General features: G+C 60.5%; 22 protein-coding genes and 1 tRNA gene. 7 read left to right on the top strand and 16 right to left on the bottom strand.

The annotated features are described in order from the left end of the window. Nucleotides 1-25 precede the first annotated feature (25 nt). The 3 genes from lysA to argH form a co-directional block, all read right to left on the bottom strand. Nucleotides 26-1,294, bottom strand: a complete 1,269-nt coding sequence (lysA, locus tag KQ933_RS17840) for a diaminopimelate decarboxylase (RefSeq protein WP_216756099.1) — start codon at nucleotides 1,292-1,294, stop codon at nucleotides 26-28. 12 nt (nucleotides 1,295-1,306) lie between these two features. Continuing rightward, the gene (locus tag KQ933_RS17835; RefSeq protein WP_216756098.1) at nucleotides 1,307-1,501 is read right to left on the bottom strand and encodes a lipoprotein; all 195 of its coding nucleotides are present in this window, start codon (nucleotides 1,499-1,501) and stop codon (nucleotides 1,307-1,309) included. A 134-nt stretch (nucleotides 1,502-1,635) separates the two neighbouring features. Further along, a complete protein-coding gene (gene argH, locus KQ933_RS17830) occupies nucleotides 1,636-3,039 on the bottom strand; it encodes an argininosuccinate lyase (RefSeq protein WP_216756097.1) in 1,404 nt (467 codons plus the stop codon). 26 nt (nucleotides 3,040-3,065) lie between these two features. Between argH and KQ933_RS17825 the strand changes: the two genes are divergently transcribed. Further along, the gene (locus KQ933_RS17825) at nucleotides 3,066-3,728 is read left to right on the top strand and encodes a TlpA disulfide reductase family protein (RefSeq protein WP_216756096.1); all 663 of its coding nucleotides are present in this window, start codon (nucleotides 3,066-3,068) and stop codon (nucleotides 3,726-3,728) included. Between the two features lie 180 nt (nucleotides 3,729-3,908). Here KQ933_RS17825 and KQ933_RS17820 read toward each other — a convergent pair whose 3' ends face one another. The 7 genes from KQ933_RS17820 to KQ933_RS17790 form a co-directional block, all read right to left on the bottom strand. Beyond that, nucleotides 3,909-4,790: a 3-hydroxybutyryl-CoA dehydrogenase gene (locus tag KQ933_RS17820; protein ID WP_216756095.1), complete on the bottom strand. Its 882-nt coding sequence runs from the start codon at nucleotides 4,788-4,790 to the stop codon at nucleotides 3,909-3,911. Nucleotides 4,791-4,936: 146 nt separating this feature from the next. Then, complete coding sequence (locus KQ933_RS17815; RefSeq protein ID WP_216756094.1) at nucleotides 4,937-5,866, bottom strand: electron transfer flavoprotein subunit alpha/FixB family protein; 930 nt, start codon at nucleotides 5,864-5,866, stop codon at nucleotides 4,937-4,939. A 22-nt stretch (nucleotides 5,867-5,888) separates the two neighbouring features. Further along, nucleotides 5,889-6,638 carry an electron transfer flavoprotein subunit beta/FixA family protein gene (locus KQ933_RS17810; RefSeq protein ID WP_216756093.1) on the bottom strand — a complete coding sequence of 250 codons (750 nt, stop codon included), beginning with the start codon at nucleotides 6,636-6,638 and terminating at the stop codon, nucleotides 5,889-5,891. Nucleotides 6,639-6,821: 183 nt separating this feature from the next. After that, nucleotides 6,822-7,607: a rhomboid family intramembrane serine protease gene (locus tag KQ933_RS17805; protein ID WP_216756092.1), complete on the bottom strand. Its 786-nt coding sequence runs from the start codon at nucleotides 7,605-7,607 to the stop codon at nucleotides 6,822-6,824. A gap of 37 nt (nucleotides 7,608-7,644) precedes the next feature. Further along, entirely contained in the window at nucleotides 7,645-8,223 is a 579-nt protein-coding gene (locus tag KQ933_RS17800; RefSeq protein WP_216756091.1) for a cob(I)yrinic acid a,c-diamide adenosyltransferase, read from the bottom strand. A 14-nt stretch (nucleotides 8,224-8,237) separates the two neighbouring features. After that, nucleotides 8,238-8,441, bottom strand: coding sequence for a twin transmembrane helix small protein (locus tag KQ933_RS17795; protein ID WP_216756090.1), 204 nt, complete (start codon nucleotides 8,439-8,441; stop codon nucleotides 8,238-8,240). Nucleotides 8,442-8,459: 18 nt separating this feature from the next. Then, the gene (locus KQ933_RS17790; protein WP_216756089.1) at nucleotides 8,460-9,293 is read right to left on the bottom strand and encodes an SDR family oxidoreductase; all 834 of its coding nucleotides are present in this window, start codon (nucleotides 9,291-9,293) and stop codon (nucleotides 8,460-8,462) included. Nucleotides 9,294-9,361: 68 nt separating this feature from the next. Here KQ933_RS17790 and KQ933_RS17785 point away from each other — a divergent pair, with 68 nt between their 5' ends. Further along, on the top strand, nucleotides 9,362-10,333 hold the full coding sequence (locus KQ933_RS17785; protein WP_216756088.1) for a YihY/virulence factor BrkB family protein: 972 nt from the start codon (nucleotides 9,362-9,364) through the stop codon (nucleotides 10,331-10,333). On the opposite strand, the gene gluQRS is transcribed toward KQ933_RS17785, so the two are convergent. Further along, nucleotides 10,298-11,179, bottom strand: a complete 882-nt coding sequence (gluQRS, locus tag KQ933_RS17780; RefSeq protein WP_216756087.1) for a tRNA glutamyl-Q(34) synthetase GluQRS — start codon at nucleotides 11,177-11,179, stop codon at nucleotides 10,298-10,300. The two genes, KQ933_RS17785 and gluQRS, sit on opposite strands and share 36 nt — an antisense overlap. Here gluQRS and KQ933_RS17775 point away from each other — a divergent pair. From KQ933_RS17775 to KQ933_RS17770, 3 genes are all read left to right on the top strand, one after another. Beyond that, nucleotides 11,178-11,864 (top strand): DNA-3-methyladenine glycosylase, encoded by a 687-nt coding sequence (locus KQ933_RS17775; RefSeq protein ID WP_216756086.1) that lies wholly within the window; start codon nucleotides 11,178-11,180, stop codon nucleotides 11,862-11,864. The genes gluQRS and KQ933_RS17775 overlap by 2 nt on opposite strands. A 49-nt stretch (nucleotides 11,865-11,913) precedes the next feature. Then, nucleotides 11,914-12,141 (top strand): hypothetical protein, encoded by a 228-nt coding sequence (locus tag KQ933_RS33830; RefSeq protein WP_367882482.1) that lies wholly within the window; start codon nucleotides 11,914-11,916, stop codon nucleotides 12,139-12,141. A gap of 127 nt (nucleotides 12,142-12,268) precedes the next feature. Further along, nucleotides 12,269-12,826 (top strand): HNH endonuclease, encoded by a 558-nt coding sequence (locus KQ933_RS17770; protein ID WP_113299070.1) that lies wholly within the window; start codon nucleotides 12,269-12,271, stop codon nucleotides 12,824-12,826. Between the two features lie 74 nt (nucleotides 12,827-12,900). Here KQ933_RS17770 and KQ933_RS17765 read toward each other — a convergent pair whose 3' ends face one another. Beyond that, nucleotides 12,901-13,416 (bottom strand): disulfide bond formation protein B, encoded by a 516-nt coding sequence (locus KQ933_RS17765; RefSeq protein ID WP_216756085.1) that lies wholly within the window; start codon nucleotides 13,414-13,416, stop codon nucleotides 12,901-12,903. A gap of 22 nt (nucleotides 13,417-13,438) precedes the next feature. Continuing rightward, a complete protein-coding gene (locus KQ933_RS17760; RefSeq protein ID WP_216756084.1) occupies nucleotides 13,439-14,029 on the bottom strand; it encodes a YqaA family protein in 591 nt (196 codons plus the stop codon). A gap of 198 nt (nucleotides 14,030-14,227) precedes the next feature. Here KQ933_RS17760 and KQ933_RS17755 point away from each other — a divergent pair, with 198 nt between their 5' ends. Next, a complete protein-coding gene (locus KQ933_RS17755; protein ID WP_216756083.1) occupies nucleotides 14,228-14,530 on the top strand; it encodes a hypothetical protein in 303 nt (100 codons plus the stop codon). A gap of 130 nt (nucleotides 14,531-14,660) precedes the next feature. Here the strand turns inward: KQ933_RS17755 and KQ933_RS17750 are convergent, their stop codons facing one another. Continuing rightward, entirely contained in the window at nucleotides 14,661-16,406 is a 1,746-nt protein-coding gene (locus KQ933_RS17750) for a cation:proton antiporter (protein WP_216756082.1), read from the bottom strand. A 157-nt stretch (nucleotides 16,407-16,563) separates the two neighbouring features. Between KQ933_RS17750 and KQ933_RS17745 the strand changes: the two genes are divergently transcribed. Beyond that, nucleotides 16,564-16,860 (top strand): hypothetical protein, encoded by a 297-nt coding sequence (locus KQ933_RS17745; protein ID WP_216756081.1) that lies wholly within the window; start codon nucleotides 16,564-16,566, stop codon nucleotides 16,858-16,860. A gap of 115 nt (nucleotides 16,861-16,975) precedes the next feature. Here the strand turns inward: KQ933_RS17745 and KQ933_RS17740 are convergent. Continuing rightward, a tRNA-Leu gene (locus tag KQ933_RS17740) sits at nucleotides 16,976-17,060 on the bottom strand. 85 nt (nucleotides 17,061-17,145) lie between these two features. After that, a complete protein-coding gene (locus KQ933_RS17735) occupies nucleotides 17,146-18,441 on the bottom strand; it encodes an MFS transporter (protein ID WP_216756080.1) in 1,296 nt (431 codons plus the stop codon). Nucleotides 18,442-18,487 lie beyond the last annotated feature (46 nt).

The following is an 18,487-nucleotide window of genomic DNA, read 5'->3' as shown; positions in this document are numbered from 1 at the left end:
GGTCGCCAAAAAGTGATTGCGACTTTTAGTCCAGCCAGGCCGGAACGGAATCGAGACCGATCAGTTCCGAATAGGTGCGGCGCGGGCGAATCACATGGAATTCGTCGCCCTTGACCAGCACTTCAGGCACGAGGAGGCGGCTGTTATAGGTGCCGGCCTGGACCGCGCCATAGGCGCCAGCCGTGCCGACGGCCAAGAGGTCGCCCGGTTTCGGGGTCGCCATCTCGCGGTCGAGCGCGAGGTAGTCGCCAGTTTCGCAGACGGGGCCGACGACATCGGCACGGATGCGCGGAGCGTTGGCAGCCGAAATCACCACCGGCTTGATCTCGTGATAAGCCTCGTAGAGGGTCGGGCGGATGAGGTCGTTCATCGCGCCATCGACGATCACGAAGGTCTTTTCGCCGCCGTCCTTCACATAGATGACTTCAGTGACGAGGATGCCGGCATTGCCGACGATCAGACGGCCGGGCTCGGTAACGATCTTGCAGTTCAGGGCGCGAAGCTGGTTCTTGACAACAGAGGCATAGGCGTCCGGCAGGGGAGGCGGATTGTTGTCGTCCTTGTAGGGAATGCCGAGACCGCCGCCGATATCGACATGGTGGATGTCATGACCATCGGCACGCAGCGTGTTGACCAGATCATGCAGCAGCTTGAAGGCATCGTCGAAGGGCCGCAGCTCGGTGATCTGGCTGCCGATATGCATGTCGATGCCGGTCACTTCGATGCCGGGCAGGCTGGCGGCGCGGGCATAGATCGTCCGGGCGCGCTCCCAGGATATGCCGAACTTGTTTTCCTTCTTGCCGGTCGAAATCTTGGCATGGGTACGGGCATCGACATCGGGATTGATGCGGAAGGAAACAGGGGCTTTCTTGCCGGCACGCGTGGCACGCTGGTTGAGGACTTCGAGTTCCGGTTCGGATTCGACATTGAAGCAGTAGATGCCGGCTTCGAGTGCGTAATCCATCTCGTTCGGTGTCTTGCCGACGCCGGAGAACATGATGCGGTCGGCGGGAATGCCGGCGGCCAGTGCGCGGCGCAATTCGCCTTCGGACACGACGTCGATACCGGCGCCGAGCCGGCCGAGCGTTTTCAGCACGGCCTGGTTCGAATTGGCCTTCATCGCATAACAGACCATGGAATCGACATCGCCGAAGGCCTCAGTGAAGACCCGGTAATGGCGCTCGAGCGTTGCCGTTGAATAGACGTAGAAAGGCGTGCCGACCGCCTTGGCGATCTCAGGAACGGAAACGTTCTCGGCGTGGAGAATGCCGTCGCGATACTCGAAATGGTTCACGGTAGCAGGGCCTTAGAGAAGGGGATCGAGAATAAAGGGCTTGTCGACGGAGCCTGGTTGTTTCGTCGGCTTGGAGATATCGCCGCCCTTCGTTGCATTGGCGCTCGGCGGATCGAGGTCGCCCTTGCGGCCGCATCCGGCAACGGCAAGGCCGATGACGGTAAGAACCACCGTGAGGCGGATGAAATGCGGCAAGCTCGTCTGCATGGATATCCTCATATCGGGCACTGGCTGGCACCTTCATAGCGAAGTTTATCTGCCTTGTGCACCCTGATTATTGAAGCTTCGTCCTGTGCGCATTTCCGAACGATGAGGCAGTTTCCGGTCCGCCGGGATATGCGTCAGTTGCGGTCGCGCCAATAGGCGATCTGCTTCCTGACTTCCGAAGGTGCTGTGCCGCCGAAGCTCTTGCGGCTGGCGACCGAAGCTTCGACCGTCAGAACGTCATAGACCTTGTCGGTGATGGCGTGATTGATTGCCTGCAGATCGGCGAGCGGAAGTTCCGAGAGAGCGCAGCTCTTGCTTTCGGCGAGCGCCACGGCGCGGCCGGTGACATGATGGGCGTCGCGGAACGGAAGGCCTGCCTCGCGCACCAGCCAGTCGGCGAGGTCGGTCGCCGTCGAGTAACCGGAGCCGGCTGCCGCCTTCATTCTGATCGTGTTGATCGTCATGTCACGCACCATGCCGGCCATGGCGGCAATCGCCAGTTCCAGGCTTTCGGCGGCGTCGAAGACCTGTTCCTTGTCTTCCTGCATGTCCTTGGAATAGGCGAGCGGCAGGCCCTTCATGATCGTCAGCAGGGCGATCAGCGAACCGTTGATGCGGCCGGTCTTGGCGCGCACGAGCTCGGCCGCATCCGGGTTTTTCTTCTGCGGCATGATGGAGGAACCGGTCGAGAAGGCGTCGGAGAGGCGCACGAAACCGAATTGCGGCGTCGACCAGATGACGATCTCTTCGGCGAGGCGCGAGAGATGCACGGCGCAGATCGCGGCAATCGCGAGGAATTCGATGGCGAAGTCACGATCGGAGACAGTGTCGATCGAGTTGCGGGTCGGCTCGCGGAAGCCGAGAGTCTTGGCCGTCATGTGGCGGTCGATCGGATAGCCAGTGCCGGCAAGCGCTGCCGCGCCGATCGGACTTTCATCGAGGTGTTCAATCGCATGGCGCACGCGTGAACGATCACGGCCGAACATTTCCACATAGGCCATGCAGTGATGGCCGAAGGTGACCGGCTGAGCGGTCTGGAGATGGGTGAAGCCGGGCATGACGCTGTCTGCATGTTCCTCGGCACGATCGAGGAAGGCTGCGATCAGGTTCGTCAGCATAGCCTCCGTCTTCTGCAGTTCTTCCTTCACCCAGAGACGGAAATCGAGCGCCACCTGGTCGTTGCGCGAGCGGGCCGTGTGCAGGCGGCCGGCGGCCGGGCCGATGAGGGTCGCAAGCCGGGCCTCGACGTTCATGTGAATGTCTTCGAGTTGGCGGGAGAATTCGAAATTGCCGCTTTCGATCTCTGACAGGATCGTGTTTAGCCCGTGAACGATCTTGTCCTTATCGTCTGATGAAATGATGCCCTGATGGGCGAGCATCGTGGCGTGGGCGATCGATCCGCGGATATCCTGGGCAAACAGCTTCTTGTCGAAACCGATCGAGGCATTTATCTCCTCCATGATCGCATCGGGGCCGGAGGCGAAACGTCCGCCCCACATCTGGTTGGAGGATTTGGTGTCCGTGTTGTCCTCGGCCATGGAAGATGCCCGTCCTGGAGAATGTAATGACGACGAAAAAACCCTTCGGCCTGCCGTCCGTGAAACTGATCGCAATCGCCGCCGTTGCAGGCGTTGTTGCCGGTGCGGCAGCGGTATACGTGAAGGAGACGGGCATTGGCAATGGTATCGGTGATACGGCTTCGGCCGAATGCCCGCTGACGAAAGAGCGCGCCGCCAACCTGACGTCGCTCATGAAGGGTCAGGTCGCCGCGATGGTCGCTGCCAACCAGCCGAAGAAGCTTGAGACCGTCGCCTTCAACGGTCCCGACGGCAAGCCGATGACGCTCGATCATTTCGCCGGCAAGACGGTGCTTCTCAATCTTTGGGCTACATGGTGCGTGCCCTGCCGCGAGGAGATGCCGGCGCTGAATGCGCTGGAAAAGGAGATGGGCAGTGACAAGTTCCAGGTCGTGCCTATCAATATCGATACTGGCGACGATGAGAAGCCGAAGGCATTTCTCAGCGAAATAGGTGTGGAAGCCCTGCAGCTCTACCGTGACAATACGATCGGCGTCTTCAATAGCCTGAAAAAAGAAGGGCTTGCCTTCGGTCTTCCGGTCACGCTGCTGCTCGATGACAAGGGTTGCCTGATCTCGGCTATGAACGGCCCAGCTGCCTGGGACAGCGAGGACGCCAAGGCGCTGATCAAGGGTGCCGTAGGGTCGTAAGAATGCTGGTCAGGAGTCGCCGGCGCCGCGAATGAGGAAGACACCTGCAAGTCCGATCAGGACGCAGCATTGCAGCAGGAACATCGGCAATTCGCTCGACATGTCATTTTCCTTCCGTTCATCGCAAGGAAAGCATGTCTCGCGCGTTTGTTCCATTCGCCTTTTCAGGCGCTGATCCGGTCAGCGGGTTGGAACCGGTGTTTCGCCACGATAATCGTAGAAGCCGCGGCCGGACTTGCGGCCGAGCCAGCCAGCCTCGACATACTTCACCAGCAGCGGGCAGGGACGATACTTGCTGTCGGCGAGGCCGTCATGCAAGACCTGCATGATCGACAGGCAGGTATCGAGGCCGATGAAATCGGCAAGCTGCAGCGGACCCATCGGATGGTTGGCCCCGAGCTTCATGGCGGTATCGATAGCATCGACAGTGCCGACGCCCTCGTAAAGCGTATAGATCGCTTCATTGATCATCGGCAGCAGGATACGATTGACGATAAAGGCCGGGAAATCCTCGGCGACCGTGACGGTCTTTTCCAGCGACGCGACGAATTCCCGGGCGGCGGAAAAGGTCGTCTCTTCCGTTGCAATGCCGCGCACCAGTTCCACCAGCTTCATGACCGGCACCGGGTTCATGAAATGGATGCCCATGAAGCGCTCGGGGCGATCGGTCGCCGCCGCGAGCCGGGTGATCGACAGTGAAGATGTGTTGGTGGCAAGGATCGCTTCCGGCTTCAGCACCGGACAGACCTGCGTGTAGATCTTGCGCTTGACGCTTTCATCCTCGGTCGCCGCTTCGATGACGAGATCGGAGGGGGCGAGGTCGTTGACATCCGCGGAGCCGGTGATGCGCGAAAGCGCTGCACTGCGCTCTTCATCGGTCATCTTTCCATTCGTCACCTGGCGCGCAAAATTGCCGTTGATGGTGGCAAGGCCGGATTCAATGCGGTCCTGAGAGAGATCGTAGATGTGAACCTTGTATCCTGCGGCGGCCGAAACATGCGCGATGCCGCAGCCCATCTGACCCGCACCGATGATACCAATATTCTTCAACACCGCACTCATCTCCAACCCCCGCCCGGCACCACCCCTGCGCTGCCGGTATTTTTATATGAAATTGCCGGACGAAAGATCGCCCGGCAAAAGTAGTAGACCGATAGAAGACAATTTTCCAGTCATTCGCAAGTGCGAAAAGAAGGCAATGTGCCCGATCAGAGGGCTTTTTCGAGCTCCGGCAGGACGTCGAAGAGATCGGCCACAAGTCCATAGTCGGCAATCTGGAAGATCGGGGCTTCCTCGTCCTTGTTGATGGCGACGATGACTTTCGAGTCCTTCATGCCGGCCAGATGCTGGATGGCGCCGGAGATGCCGCAGGCGATGTAGAGCTGCGGGGCGACGACCTTGCCGGTCTGGCCGACCTGCCAGTCGTTCGGGGCGTAACCGGCGTCGACTGCGGCGCGCGAGGCGCCGACGGCTGCACCGAGCTTGTCGGCGACCGGCAGAATGACTTCCTTGAACTTTTCCGCCGAACCGAGCGCACGACCGCCGGAAATGATGATCTTGGCGGAGGTCAGTTCCGGACGCTCGGAGGCCGACAGCGCGTCGGACACGAAGTTCGAAAGGCCCGGGTCAGAGACGGCCGGGATTGCGTCGACGGCAGCCGAGCCGCCCTCGCCAACAGAGGCGAAAGAGGCAGTGCGCACGGTGATGACCTTCTTGGCGTCGGTCGCCTGCACCGTCTGGATGGCATTGCCGGCATAGATCGGGCGCTTGAAGGTGTCGGGCGAAACCACTTCGATGATTTCGGAGACCTGGGCGATATCGAGCAGAGCCGCAACACGCGGCATGACATTCTTGCCGGTGGAGGTGGCAGCGGCGACGATCGTGTCATAGCTGCCGGCCAGCGAGATGATCAGGTCGCCAAGTGGTTCGGCAAGGTTATTGGCAAGCTCGTCGCTTTCGGCGAGCAGCACCTTGGAGACGCCGGAGAGCTTCGCAGCCGCATCGGCCGCTGCCTTCGCGCCTTTGCCGGCGACGAGAATGTGCACATCGCCACCAATCTGCGTTGCGGCCGCGAGGGTCTTGGCGGTCTGGTCGGAAAGGCTGTTGTTGTCGTGGTCAGCCAGAAGAAGAATGGCCATAGTCGTATTCCTTTCTCGAACCTTAGAGGACGCCGGCTTCATTCTTGAGCTTGTCGACAAGCTCGGCGACCGACTTCACCTTCACGCCTGCCTTGCGGCCGGAGGGCTCTTCCGTCTTCAAAACCTTGAGGCGCGGCGCGGTGGAAACATCGAAATCGGCCGGGCTTTTCTTGTCCAGCGGCTTCTTCTTCGCCTTCATGATATTCGGCAGCGTTGCGTAGCGCGGCTCGTTCAAACGCAGGTCGGTCGTTACGACGGCCGGAAGCTTGACCTTAATCGTCTGCAGGCCGCCGTCGATTTCGCGGGTGACGGTGGCGCTGTCGCCATCAATTTCGACCTTGGATGCAAAAGTCGCCTGGGCGGAGCCGAGGAGGGCCGCGAGCATCTGGCCGGTCTGGTTGGAATCATCGTCGATCGCCTGCTTGCCGACGATGATCAGGCCCGGCTTTTCAGCGTCTGCAACACCCTTGAGGATCTTTGCTACTGCGAGCGGCTCGACGGCGTCATCGGTCTCGACGAGGATGGCGCGATCGGCGCCCATGGCGAGCGCAGTACGCAGGGTTTCTTCTGCCTTGGCGGGGCCGATCGAGACGACGATCACTTCCTCGGCCTTGCCAGCTTCCTTCAGGCGAAGGGCCTCCTCGACGGAAATCTCGTCGAACGGGTTCATCGACATCTTGACGTTGGCAAGGTCGACGCCCGATCCATCCGGCTTGACGCGGATCTTCACGTTGTAATCGACAACGCGCTTGACTGGGACGAGAATTTTCATGGGGTCCTTCCTTCGAACAGAGATGGGCCTTCAACAGAGACGTCTGGGAAAATGCGCGCTTGGACGCCGCTCCGATTGTCGAATGGCGACATGGATACGCGTTTTTCCTCCAAATACAACGCTTCCGTGACGCGGCCGGTCGATTTGAATGGCAATATATTAACGTTTACGTTCACGTCAATATTAAAGCTTGTCCCGCCCCCAAGGCAGGCGCGGCGGCACGGGCATGCCTGAGGCGGTGACGCGGACAGGGATCGGCTGGTCGCGGACGGCACGTGGCGTGACGATCTGACGGTCGAATAGCGGAACGCCGGGCCGGCGCAGCACAAGCACGAGCAGGGCGCCGGCGATGATGCCGCCGACATGCGCACCCCAGGAGACGTTGCCGTTGGGATCGATCAGCAGCATGAAGAACTGCTGGCCGACCCAGAGCAGGAGCGGAATGAAGGCCGGCAGCGGCAACGGCACACGGAAGAAGACGAGGACCCAGACCCGCACGCGCGGATGCAGCATGAGATAGGCAGCGACCACGCCTGAAATCGCACCCGATGCGCCGACGAGCGGTGCTTCCGACGTCGTCATCAGCAGGCCATGGCAGAGGGCGCCGGCCGCAGCGCAGGCGAGGTAGAAGACGAGGAAGCGCAGATGCCCCATCGCATCCTCGACATTGTCGCCGAAGACCCAGAGGAAGATCATGTTGCCGGCAAGATGCCAGAAGCTCGTATGGATGAAGGAGTAGGTGATGTAGGTGGCCGTTTCCGGCACTATTTCCAGACCTGGCGCCAGCGACGTATGGCCAAAGACGATGGCCGGGATATAACCGAGACCGATGGTCGCGGCCTGCGCAACTTGCTCGCTTTCAACAGTGGTGAAGATCCAGGCGGCGATATTTGCCGCCATCAGGCCGAGTGTGACCCACTGAACCCTGATGTGCTTCAGCGTATTGGCATCGTGCAACGGTATGAACATGAAAGCCTGCCCCCGGGCGATCCTGATGGCTGCGAACCTACCTGTTTTTTCCGGGAACCCAAAGCACATCCGCCTTCCCGCCATCATTTACATGACGGGCGGCAACGAACAGGAAATCGGAGAGGCGGTTGGCATATTTCAGCGCTGCGGCACTGACCGTTTCTCCTTCGCTGCGGGCAAGTGCCACCATCAGCCGTTCGGCGCGGCGCGCAATCGTGCGGGCAAGGTGCAGATGGGCAGCCGCGGCGCTGCCGCCCGGAAGAACGAAGGATTTCAGCGGTTCAAGATCGGCGTTCAGCTTGTCGATATCCTGCTCCAGGCGGGTGACCTGGCTTTCTACGATACGCAGCGCCTCGTAGGCTGGCGGCTCACCCGTTTCAGGCGTGGCCAGATCTGCGCCGAGATCGAAGAGATCATTCTGGATCAGCGCGAGCATGGCGTCGAGTTCGGCTAGCTCCGTCGTATGCAATCTCGCGACGCCGATCGCCGAACTGGTTTCGTCTATCGTGCCGTAGGCTTCGACACGAAGATCGTGCTTGGTGCGGCGTGGGCCGGAGACCAGCGCGGTCGTGCCGTCATCGCCGGTTCTGGTGTAGATCTTGTTGAGCTTGACCATTGCCTGTTCTCGGATCAGCTCGGGCGTTCGCCGCCGGTCAGCCAGAGCGTCAGCATGATCAGGATGACGGCAATCGCCTGCAGCAGCACGCGAAGCTGCATCAGCTTGTTGGAAAGGTTCGCATCGCCACCCTTCATCATGTTGAACAGGCCGCGGATCAGCACCAGGGCAACGAGGCCCATGACGATGATCGCGATGACGTAGGTGACCGTGGACATGGCAATCTCTTTTCTTTTTCAGTCCGTCCAGCGCATCAGGCGGTAGAAGAGATCGGCCGGAAGCAGCCTCTTCAGCAATATGCCCTGCTTGGCCGGAGTCGTTACGGGATAATGTGGCTTCGGATTTTTCGAGTTCAATGCACGCGTCAATACTGCATAGACCGTCTCGGGGCCAAGTTTGTGGCGGTTGACCGGACCTGAGCCTTCGAGGCGGGCAAGCTGCCGGCGGTACTCGACGGCATGGGGCGAGTTTTCCAGGTCTATATGCTCTTTGATCTTCGCCAACGCGTTTGCCGTGAAGCGGCTGGTGATCGGCCCCGGTTCGATCAGGCTGACGTGAATGCCGCTTCCCTGGAGTTCCATGCGCAGGGTGATGCTCAGGCCTTCGATCGCGAATTTCGAGGCTGTGTAGGCGCCGCGATAGCGATAGGGCACAAGGCCGAGGATCGAGGAACACTGCACGATACGGCCCTGGCCGCGCCGGCGCATGAAAGGAATGACCTGCCTGGCCAGTTCGTGCCAGCCGAAGACGTTGGTTTCGAATTGGTCGCGTAGCGCCTGCGTCGAGAGATCCTCTACCGCTCCCGGCTGCCCATAGGCACCGTTGTTGAACAGCGCATCGATCCGGCCGTTGCTGCGTTCAGCCACGGCGTCCACCAGAGCCGAGATTGTGTTGGGCTGCGTGTAGTCCATCAGAAAGGCTTCGACGCCGTCGGCTTCCAGCGCTGCCAGGTCATCGGTCTTGCGCACGGTCGCAAAGACCCGCCAGCCATCCGTCTTCAGGGCGCGCGCGCAATAAGCGCCGATGCCGGAAGAGCATCCGGTCACGACGATGGTGCGCTGGTCGGCCATTCAATGATTCCTGTACAAAATGGGACTCATTTCCCATATTCGCCCGAAGGATACAATTGGGAAGCCGAATGCCGAAAGCCCTGCGCACGCTCTATGACGTGGTATACGACGCCATCTGCCACCTCATCGACGATGACGGCTTTGCCATGGCAAGTCATGTGGCGCTTTCCAGCCTGCTTGCGGTTTTCCCCTTTCTGATCTTCGGGACGGCGCTTGCCAATTTTCTTGGTGCGGACCAGTTTTCGAATTACGCGATCCATTTCATCTTCGACACTTGGCCAGCGGCCATCGCCAAACCGCTTTCGGATCAACTCGTCGAAGTTCTGACAATCCCGCGCGGAGGGCTTCTCACGATCTCTGTGCTGGCGGCCGCCTATTTTGCTTCGAACGGCGTTGAGGCGCTACGCATCTCGCTCAACCGTGCTTATCGAGTACAGGAAACCAGGCCATGGTACCTGACACGCCTTTTCAGCCTCGGCTATGTCCTTGTCGCAGTCATTATCGTCGCGGCCATCAGCATTCTGCTCGTGGCGGTTCCAGTCGGCCTCGATTATGCGCGCGACTGGCTGCTGCATAACGACAGTCTCGAATGGCTTCCTGCGACGATCCGTCAATGGCTGCCCGTCATCGTCGACACACTCGAAATCGTTTTCGGCTGGCGCATCTATGGCACGCTCGTCATGCTCACCATCGCCCTGCTCGTCGTCCATCTCTGGCTGCCCGCCGGCAAGCGCCGTGTCTTCGATGTCATTCCCGGCGTGTTTCTGACCTTGCTGTCCTGGCTCTTCGGTGCGCTGATCTTCGCCTATTATCTGGCGACCTTCGCCAATTACACTGCTACCTATGCCGGTCTGGCGTCCGTCATGATCGCACTCATCTTCCTCTACATGGTGGGCGTCATCTTCATCGTCGGCGCCGAGATCAATGCAGCGCTGATGAAGTTCCGGGTGCTGCGCAATTTTTCGCGAACCTTCTCGGTGGTTGGGCGTGACCGCGCTGCCGATTCAAAGTCCGACAAGGCGGCGAATACCGGCAACTGACAGCCCCTTCGCACGCAGCTCCGCAAGGCCAGTATCGCCCTGGCTTTTGGAAAGCTTCCGGCCATCTGCGTCCACGACGAGGCGATGATGGTGATAGGCTGGTTGCGGCAGGTCGAGCAACCTCTGCAGCAGCCTGTGCACCGAGGTGGCGTGGAAAAGGTCGAGCCCGCGCACGACATGGGTCACGCCCTGCAGCGCATCATCGACGACAACAGACAGATGGTAGCTGGAGGGCGCATCCGAGCGCGAGAGAACGACATCGCCCCAGGCGGCGGGCTCGGCCAGGATTTCACCTTTTCTTTCGTCGCCGGTTTCCGTCCAGAACAGCGGTTCGCCGACCAGATTCATTGCCCGGTGCATGTCCAGACGCCAAGCATGTTTCAAGCCGGAGGCCAGCATTGTGCTGCGCTCGTCCTCGCTGCGGTCGCGGTCATCAGCCGGATAATGCGGCGTGCCGTCGGGATCGCGTGGCCAGGGGCGGTTTACCCCCTCGTAAGCCGCAACGCGGGTTTTGACCTCTCCGCGCGTCAGGAAGGAAGGGTAGACCAATCCGCGTTCGACCAGCGAATGAAGGGCTGCCTGATATTCGGAAAAATGTTCCGACTGGCGGCGCACCGGCTGCTCCCATTCGATCTCAAGCCATTGGAGATCGGCGTAGATGCCGGCTTCGAATTCGGGTGTACAGCGCGTCAGATCGATGTCTTCGATGCGCAGCAGCAGCCGGCCTTCTATCGCTCTTGCCATGTCGTCGTTGAGGAAAGCTGACAGCGCGTGACCGAGATGCAAAGGCCCATTGGGGCTCGGCGCGAAACGGAAGACGGGTTTTTGACGCGGAGTCGTGATCATGCTTTCTTCTGACACGGATTTGAAGCGATCGCGAGGCAAGGTGCAGGTCATCAGCAACGAAAAGGATATCGAAGAGGGGCTCGCCGCTCTTCTTGTTCTCGACCCACGGCTCGTTTCGGTTGCCAAGGAAGCGGGGCCTGTGCCGCTCAGGCTGCGCGAGCCGGGTTTTGCCGGCCTTGCCCATATCATCGTTTCGCAGATGGTCTCGCGTGCCAGCGCGGAGGCGATCTGGCGGCGGATGCAGCCCGAGAGCGGATCGCTGAGCGCGGAGACATACATACTGCTTCATCCCGAAGCCTGGCGCGAATTCGGGCTTTCCCGTGCCAAGGCCGACACGCTGACACGGATTGCGCAAGCCGTCGCTTCCGGGCGAATCAATCTGCAGGCCCTGGTCCAAAAACCGCCCGCCGAGGCGCTCGCGGAACTGACGGCCCAGAAGGGAATCGGGCCATGGACCGCAGAGGTCTATTTGATGTTCTGCGGCGGGCATGTGGATGTTTTTCCGGCGGGCGATGTGGCTCTCCAGGCAGCGGTTGCTGCGGCATTCGGTCTCGCGGAGCGCCCGCAGGCCAAAGTGCTTGCAGGGCTTGCAGAAATCTGGTCGCCTTGGCGCTCCGTCGCAGCCCGGCTTTTCTGGGCTTATTACGCCGCAAAAATGCATCGCGACGTGCTGCCGATCGGTTAGAGCCTTTCCTGATTAGATTGCAGCATTCTGTTGGCTCAAACGGAGTCGGATGGTCGACCGGCCGGCGCGCGTCGTAGCCCAGATCTACGGCCAAGCCGGCCGGTCGATCAGACGGCCCGTTTCAGCCAACCCCGGTGGTTTGCTTGCAAACCAGCTAGGGCCGGGCATCTTTGCGCCAGGATCAAAGGCGATCGGCTCGGACGTACCTTGGGGTATGCCCGTCGCCAATCGCCTTTGCCCTGACGAAAACCTGCTCCGGCAGAATGCTGCAATCTAACCAGGAAAGGCTCTAACGGCACTGTCCCTCGATTCGCCTTTATTCCCTGAATTTATTGGACTTCACAATCCTGTAACAACCGGCCTAATATACAGGTGCAGATGCCGAATCGATCCAGGAGGGCTCCTTGACGATTGCAGTCTCCCCACAGGCCCTGCCGGCGCTCGTCCTGAACGCTGACTACCGGCCGCTGAGTTATTATCCCTTGTCGCTCTGGTCCTGGCAGGACGCGATCAAGGCGGTATTTCTCGACCGTGTGAATATCATCGCGGAATATGAGCACGAGGTTTCCTCACCGAGCTTTTCGATGCGGCTGCCGAGTGTGGTGTGCCTCAAGACTTACGTTCAGCCATCCCGCAATCCCGCCTTCACCCGCTTCAACGTTTTCCTGCGCGACAGGTTCGAGTGCCAGTATTGCGGCGCTCATGACGATCTGACTTTCGACCACGTCACTCCGCGCGCTCATGGCGGCGAGACGACCTGGGAGAATGTCGTGGCGGCCTGTTCGCCCTGCAATCTGCGCAAGGGCAGCAAGCTTCCGAAGCAGGCAGGCATGTTCCCGGCGCAAAAGCCGTACCAGCCGACTGTGCAGGACCTGCACAATAACGGCCGGCTCTTCCCGCCGAACTATCTGCATGATAGCTGGCTCGACTACCTCTACTGGGATACCGAGCTGCAGCCCTGATTCAAAGTCCTTGGTTTATGCAGTCGTTGTCGCAAAGCCGCTGCGCACTTTTGCGCGACCTGCTTTTAAGCGTCTTACGCTGTCTTCTTCACGCTCCAGAAGGCGAAGGCTGCGAGGATCAGGCTCGCGATCACATTCCAGCCCGCAAAGGACAGGCCGAGAACCCGCAGTGCTGCATCCGTGCAGGACGGGCCTTTGATCGTGTTCAGCTCGCTTAGGAGATCGCCGGCATTGGTGGTCAGGCTGCTGGCCGTGGTCGAGCAGGTGGCAGGGCCGGGCCAGAAATGCCATTCCACGCCGGCGTGATAGACGCCCATGCCCGCGCCGACGAGCATCAGGATGCCGACGGCAAGAATGATGGCGCGCGTCATCCAGTTGGGCAGACCGACGAGAGCGGCCACTGCGCCGACGATCGCGATCGGAATGCCGTAGTAATACGGCTGACGCTGCAGCAGGCAGAGTGCGCAGGGAATGTAACCGCCGATATACTGAAAGCCGAGGGCCGTTCCGGCCACCACGGTCATGCCGATGGCAAGCAGCAGCGAGAGAGCGAAGCCCGGGCGGGCAAGCGGCGAGGTGGGGGCATTCATGGCGGAACTCCGCGAAGTTGGCTCAGTGGGCAAAATATCGGTACGCTAGATATAGCACGATCACGACCGCCGCGCCGATGCCGACGATCTGGCCGAGACGCTTCTCGATGAAATGGCGGATCGGCTCACCGTAACGGCGCAGCAGCCATGCAAGGAACAGGAAGCGGGCGCCGCGGGCGATGATCGCCGAAACGATGAAGAGCGGCAGGCTGACATGGATGACGCCGGACAGGATCGTCACGATCTTGATCGGCGGCAAATGCGCCAGACCCGAGGTGACGAGGAGCAGCAGGATGGTCTCGTAGGTGACGTAGGATTTCATCTGCTCGAACTGATCGAGCTTTCCGTAGAATTCCAGAACCGGCTTCGCCACGGTTTCATAGGCATAATAGCCGAGTGCCCAACCGGCGATACCGCCGAGTACCGAGGCGATGGTGGCGACGATCGCGTAGCGATAGGAGCGCTCGGGCTTGGCGAGCGCCATCGGCAGGAAGAGCACGTCAGCGGGGACCAGAAAGACGGAGCTTTCGACGAAGGCGATGACGGCGAGCCAGACTTCGGCCGATTTTTTCGAGGCCAGAGACATGGTCCAGTCGTAAAGTCTGCGGAGCATCCGTTTCCTTCCTTGTTGCGACGCACAAAGCATTAGGGGGCGATCATGACGCTGTAAATGCTCGGCCTGCGGCTTCGAGGCGTTCTCGTTGAAAAATTTTTGTGATCTGCCGTGGGCATGTCTCCCAAGATTTCGCGAGATGGCAATCCGGCGAATCTGCGGCAAGCTTATGCGAGTTGAAATATTGGGTGGCATGCCATGCGATTGAGGGTAATAGAGGGCGGGCTCGGCGTGGCCGAACAGCAGGATCGTGAAGCCGAGAGCCGGAGGCCGGATCGTGAGGATGTTCGCCGCGAGGCGGTGCGGCGCCTTGGTGCCAGCGGCTATAGCCGCTCACGGGTCATGGAATTTGCCGCCGGTGTGCCGATGCCGGCCGTGCTCAAATATCTTGCCATGCAGATCGATTTTGCCGCCGAGGCGATTTCCAGGCTCGATCCGATCCCTACCGATTACCGTTCGGATCTCTACTGGCCGAAGATGGACGACATCGCGACAGCGTGATCAGGTCTGTCTGCCGATCGTGAGATATGCGGGAACAGCGGCCGATGAGCGACGCTCGCCCGGACAACAAGTAATCCTACCTTGATAAAACCCGCTTGAGAGCGCTACGGCCTGCGTGCCGCGGCGCTTTTTACGACAGATCCATGGATTTTTCCCACTGCTGGCGCATCACGTTCATTTCGGTGCGCTTCTGTGCCATTTCGCTGACGATCGCACGCAGATGCGGATGGCGTGACATGAACATGTTGAAGTCACGCCGCTCCAGCACTTCGAACTGGCAGAAATCCACGGCGATGACATCGGCCGTGCGGCGTCCGCCGCTGAGCAGCGCCATTTCGCCGAAGAAGGCGCCGGGCTCCAGCCGCACTGCTCCGCTTGCCAGCCGTACTTCGACCGCGCCAGAGGAGATGAAATACATGCTGTCGCCGCGATCCCCGCGGCGGATGACGCGTTCGCCGGGCGAGGCGAGTTTGGGGTTGAACAGCAGGAGCAGTTCCTCGAGCGCATCCTCGCCGGCTTCGGAAAAGAGCGGGAAGGTCTCGACCAGCTGCTGTATCCGCAGATGATGCTGGCGCGCGCGCTCCTCGCCGAGCGCCCGGATCTTTTCCAGTTCCCGCGCCAGGGCATCCTGGTTCTTTCGCCCGTAGCTTTCGTAGAGACGTGGCCACTTCACCTTGATGTTGCGGTTCAGCTTCTCCGCTACGAAGATGACGATCGGGTTCAGTGTGATGGAGAGAATCGCGGCGGCGAGGATCAGATCCTGTCCTTCATGCGGCAGGAGCCCGAGCGAAACGCCGAGGCCGGCGAGGATGAAGGAGAATTCGCCGATCTGGGCAAGGCCGCCGGCTGCCGTCAGGCCCATGCCGATCGGATAGCGCAGCAGAGCTACAATGCCGAAGGAGATGATTGCCTTGCCGACGATGATCAGTGCCAGAGCACTGATCACAGCCAGAGGGTGCTGCACAATGATCGACGGATCGAAGAGCATGCCGACGGAAACGAAAAACAGCACCGAGAAGGCATTCTGCAGCGGCAGGGAATCGGCGGCGGCGCGATGGCTGAGATGGGATTCGCTCATGACCACGCCGGCGAAGAAGGCGCCGAGTGCAAAGGAAACGCCGAAGATTGCCGCCGAACCGAAAGCAATGCCGAGCGCGATGGCGAGCACGGTGAGCGTGAAGAGTTCGCGCGAGCCGGTACGGGCAATCAGCGTCAAAAGCCAAGGCACGATGCGCGGCCCAAGGAAGATCGCCATGGCGGCAAAGGATGCGACTTTCAGCAAGGTGAGTGCGATGGTGGCAGAAAGCGGCAGGTCAAGGCCATGCGAGGCGGCGTCGCTCGCATGCCCGCCCAGAAGTTCGGCGAGGGCCGGCAACAGCACGAGCGCCAGTACCATGGCGAGATCCTCGACGATCAACCAGCCGACAGCCACGCGCCCGCCGGCGGTATTGACGAGATTGCGCTCCTCCAGCGCTTTCAGGAGCACGACCGTGCTGGCAACCGAAAGGCTGAGGCCGAAGACGATGCCGGCGCCGAGGCTCCAGCCCCAGAGTTCGCCGAGGCCGACGCCGAGTAGGGTGGCAAGCAGGATCTGGCCGATGGCGCCCGGTACGGCGATGCCGCGCACGGCCAAAAGATCGGATGCGGAGAAGTGCAGGCCGACGCCGAACATCAGCAGGATCACACCCATTTCGGCGAGCTGGCTCGCAAGCTCCGTGTCGGCGACAAAGCCCGGTGTGAATGGTCCCATGAGAATGCCGGCGAAGAGATAGCCGACCAGTGGCGGCAGTCGCAGCCTGTCGGCGCAATAGCCAAGAACCGCCGCAAAGACGAAGCTTATGGCTACCGTCGCAATGAGTCCCGCTTCCTGATGCATCCGCCCTCTCAAAATGCCCGCGGCCGGCACTTTAGGATGAAGCGCCGTCAAAGTTAAAGAGTTGATTTGGATAGATTAGGCCTAAATGGCCGGCTTTTGGTCGGAACCACTAAGGTCCTGTGTCGTTGCCTCTAACATGAAGACAAGGAGAAGAGAGATGCGAAAGATCATCATCAACTGCGCAATCGCTGCCCTTGCCCTGGGCTCGGCTGCAGCGCCCGCAATGGCGGATAGCGTGACCGTCACCCGCGAGCGCTCCTATGACGGATATGACCATTATGACCGTGACCGGGCTCGTCCCGGCGTTACCATCAGCGATCGCGGCATTACGTTCGGCGCGGTGCGTGAACGGGATCGCTGGCGCGATCGGGACCGTGACCGCTGTTACACGCGTAGCATCACCCGTCAGACCGACGAAGGCACTGTCACAAAAACGGTGCGCCGTTGTGACTAAAGACTGAACTGAGGGCTCGGCATTCCACTTCGCTGGGAGCTCAACATCGATCACCAAGGCTTATGCCCTCGCCCTTCGGGGTGCGGGCGAAACATAAAGCCATTTAAGAGATATTTGGTGCCCCATGCCGGGGTCGAACCAGCACTTCTTTCGAAACTCGATTTTGAGTCGAGCGCGTCTACCAATTCCGCCAATGGGGCAGCGAAATACGAGGCGGCTGTCTAACATGCGTTCGCCCGCGCGTGCAAGACGGCGGGCGAAGTTTAGCTCTTTCGAATTCGGTATTTAGTGGGCGACCGTTGCGCCCGGTCCGGTAAGGCCGGATTTCTTCAGCGTGATCGCCAGGACCGAGGCCAGCAGGCAGAAGGCGCCGGCGATGAAGAAAGCGGGCAGGTAGCTTTCCAGGGCGGTGCGCGACAGCCCGGCGCCATAGGCGGCGGTTGCAGCGCCGAGCTGGTGGCCGGCAAAGACCCAGCCGAAGACGAGGCCGGCTTTTTCGCGGCCGAAACGGTCGGCAGCGATCTTGACGGTCGGCGGCACGGTGGCGATCCAGTCGAGGCCATAGAAGACGGCGAAGATCGACAGGCCGTAGAAGCTGAAATCGCTGAAGGGGAGGAAAAGCAGCGAGAGACCGCGCAGGCCGTAATACCAGAAGAGCAGCCAGCGATTGTCGAAGCGGTCGGAGAGCCAGCCGGAACCGATCGTCCCGAAGAAATCGAAAATGCCCATGACAGCGAGAACGCTGGCGGCTGCGACCGGCATGATACCGAAATCGCCGCAGAGTGTGACGAAATGCGTTTGGATAAGGCCGTTGGTGCTGAGACCGCAGATGAAAAAGGTGGCGAATAGGATCCAGAAGGTCGAGGTCGTCGAAATGTCTCTGAGAACCGTTATCGGCGTTGCAAGTGCTGCGCCGAGCGTGCCTCGGGCCGGGGCCGGCGCAACCTCGGTTTCGCCGACCGACGGCAGATTCACGTCCGAGGGACGGTCGCGCATGAAGAGCAGTACGAGAAGGGCGGCGACCATGATCATGGCGCAGACGAAGAAGACCGTGGCGCGCCAGCCATAGCGTTCGGTCAATTCTGCCATCAGCGGCAGGAAAACGAGCTGGCCGGTTGCCGAACTTGCCGAGAGCATACCGACGACGAGGCCGCGATGCTTGACAAACCAGCGTGTGGAAACCGTGGCCGCCAGTACCATGGCCGTCAGCCCGGTGCCGAAGCCGACGACGATGCCCCAGAGCGCCAGCAGATGCCAAAGCTCGGTCATGAACAACGAGCCGATGAAGCCTGCACCGATCAGCGCGAGCGCAAAGACGATGACCTTGCGGACGCCGAAATAGTTCATGAAGGCTGCCGCAAACGGACCCATCAGGCCGAAGAGGATGAGGCGGATGGCAAGGGCAGACGAGATCTGCGAGGTTTCCCAGCCGAATTCATCCTGCAGCGGCTTGATGAGCACGCCCGGCGCGCCCATTGCGCCGGCGGTTACCAGCATGGTCAGGAACGTGGCAGCGACGACGACCCATCCATAGTGAATGTTTCGTCGGGCAAGGGATGATGCAAGGACTGCAGAGACCATGGGCAAATTCCGTTTGTGAGGTGGGGACCATACAAGAGTGTTTTAG

The sequence above is a fragment of the Rhizobium sp. WYJ-E13 genome, from assembly GCF_018987265.1.
GTDB lineage: Bacteria > Pseudomonadota > Alphaproteobacteria > Rhizobiales > Rhizobiaceae > Rhizobium.
This window is presented reverse-complemented; position numbering and strand designations above follow the sequence as displayed.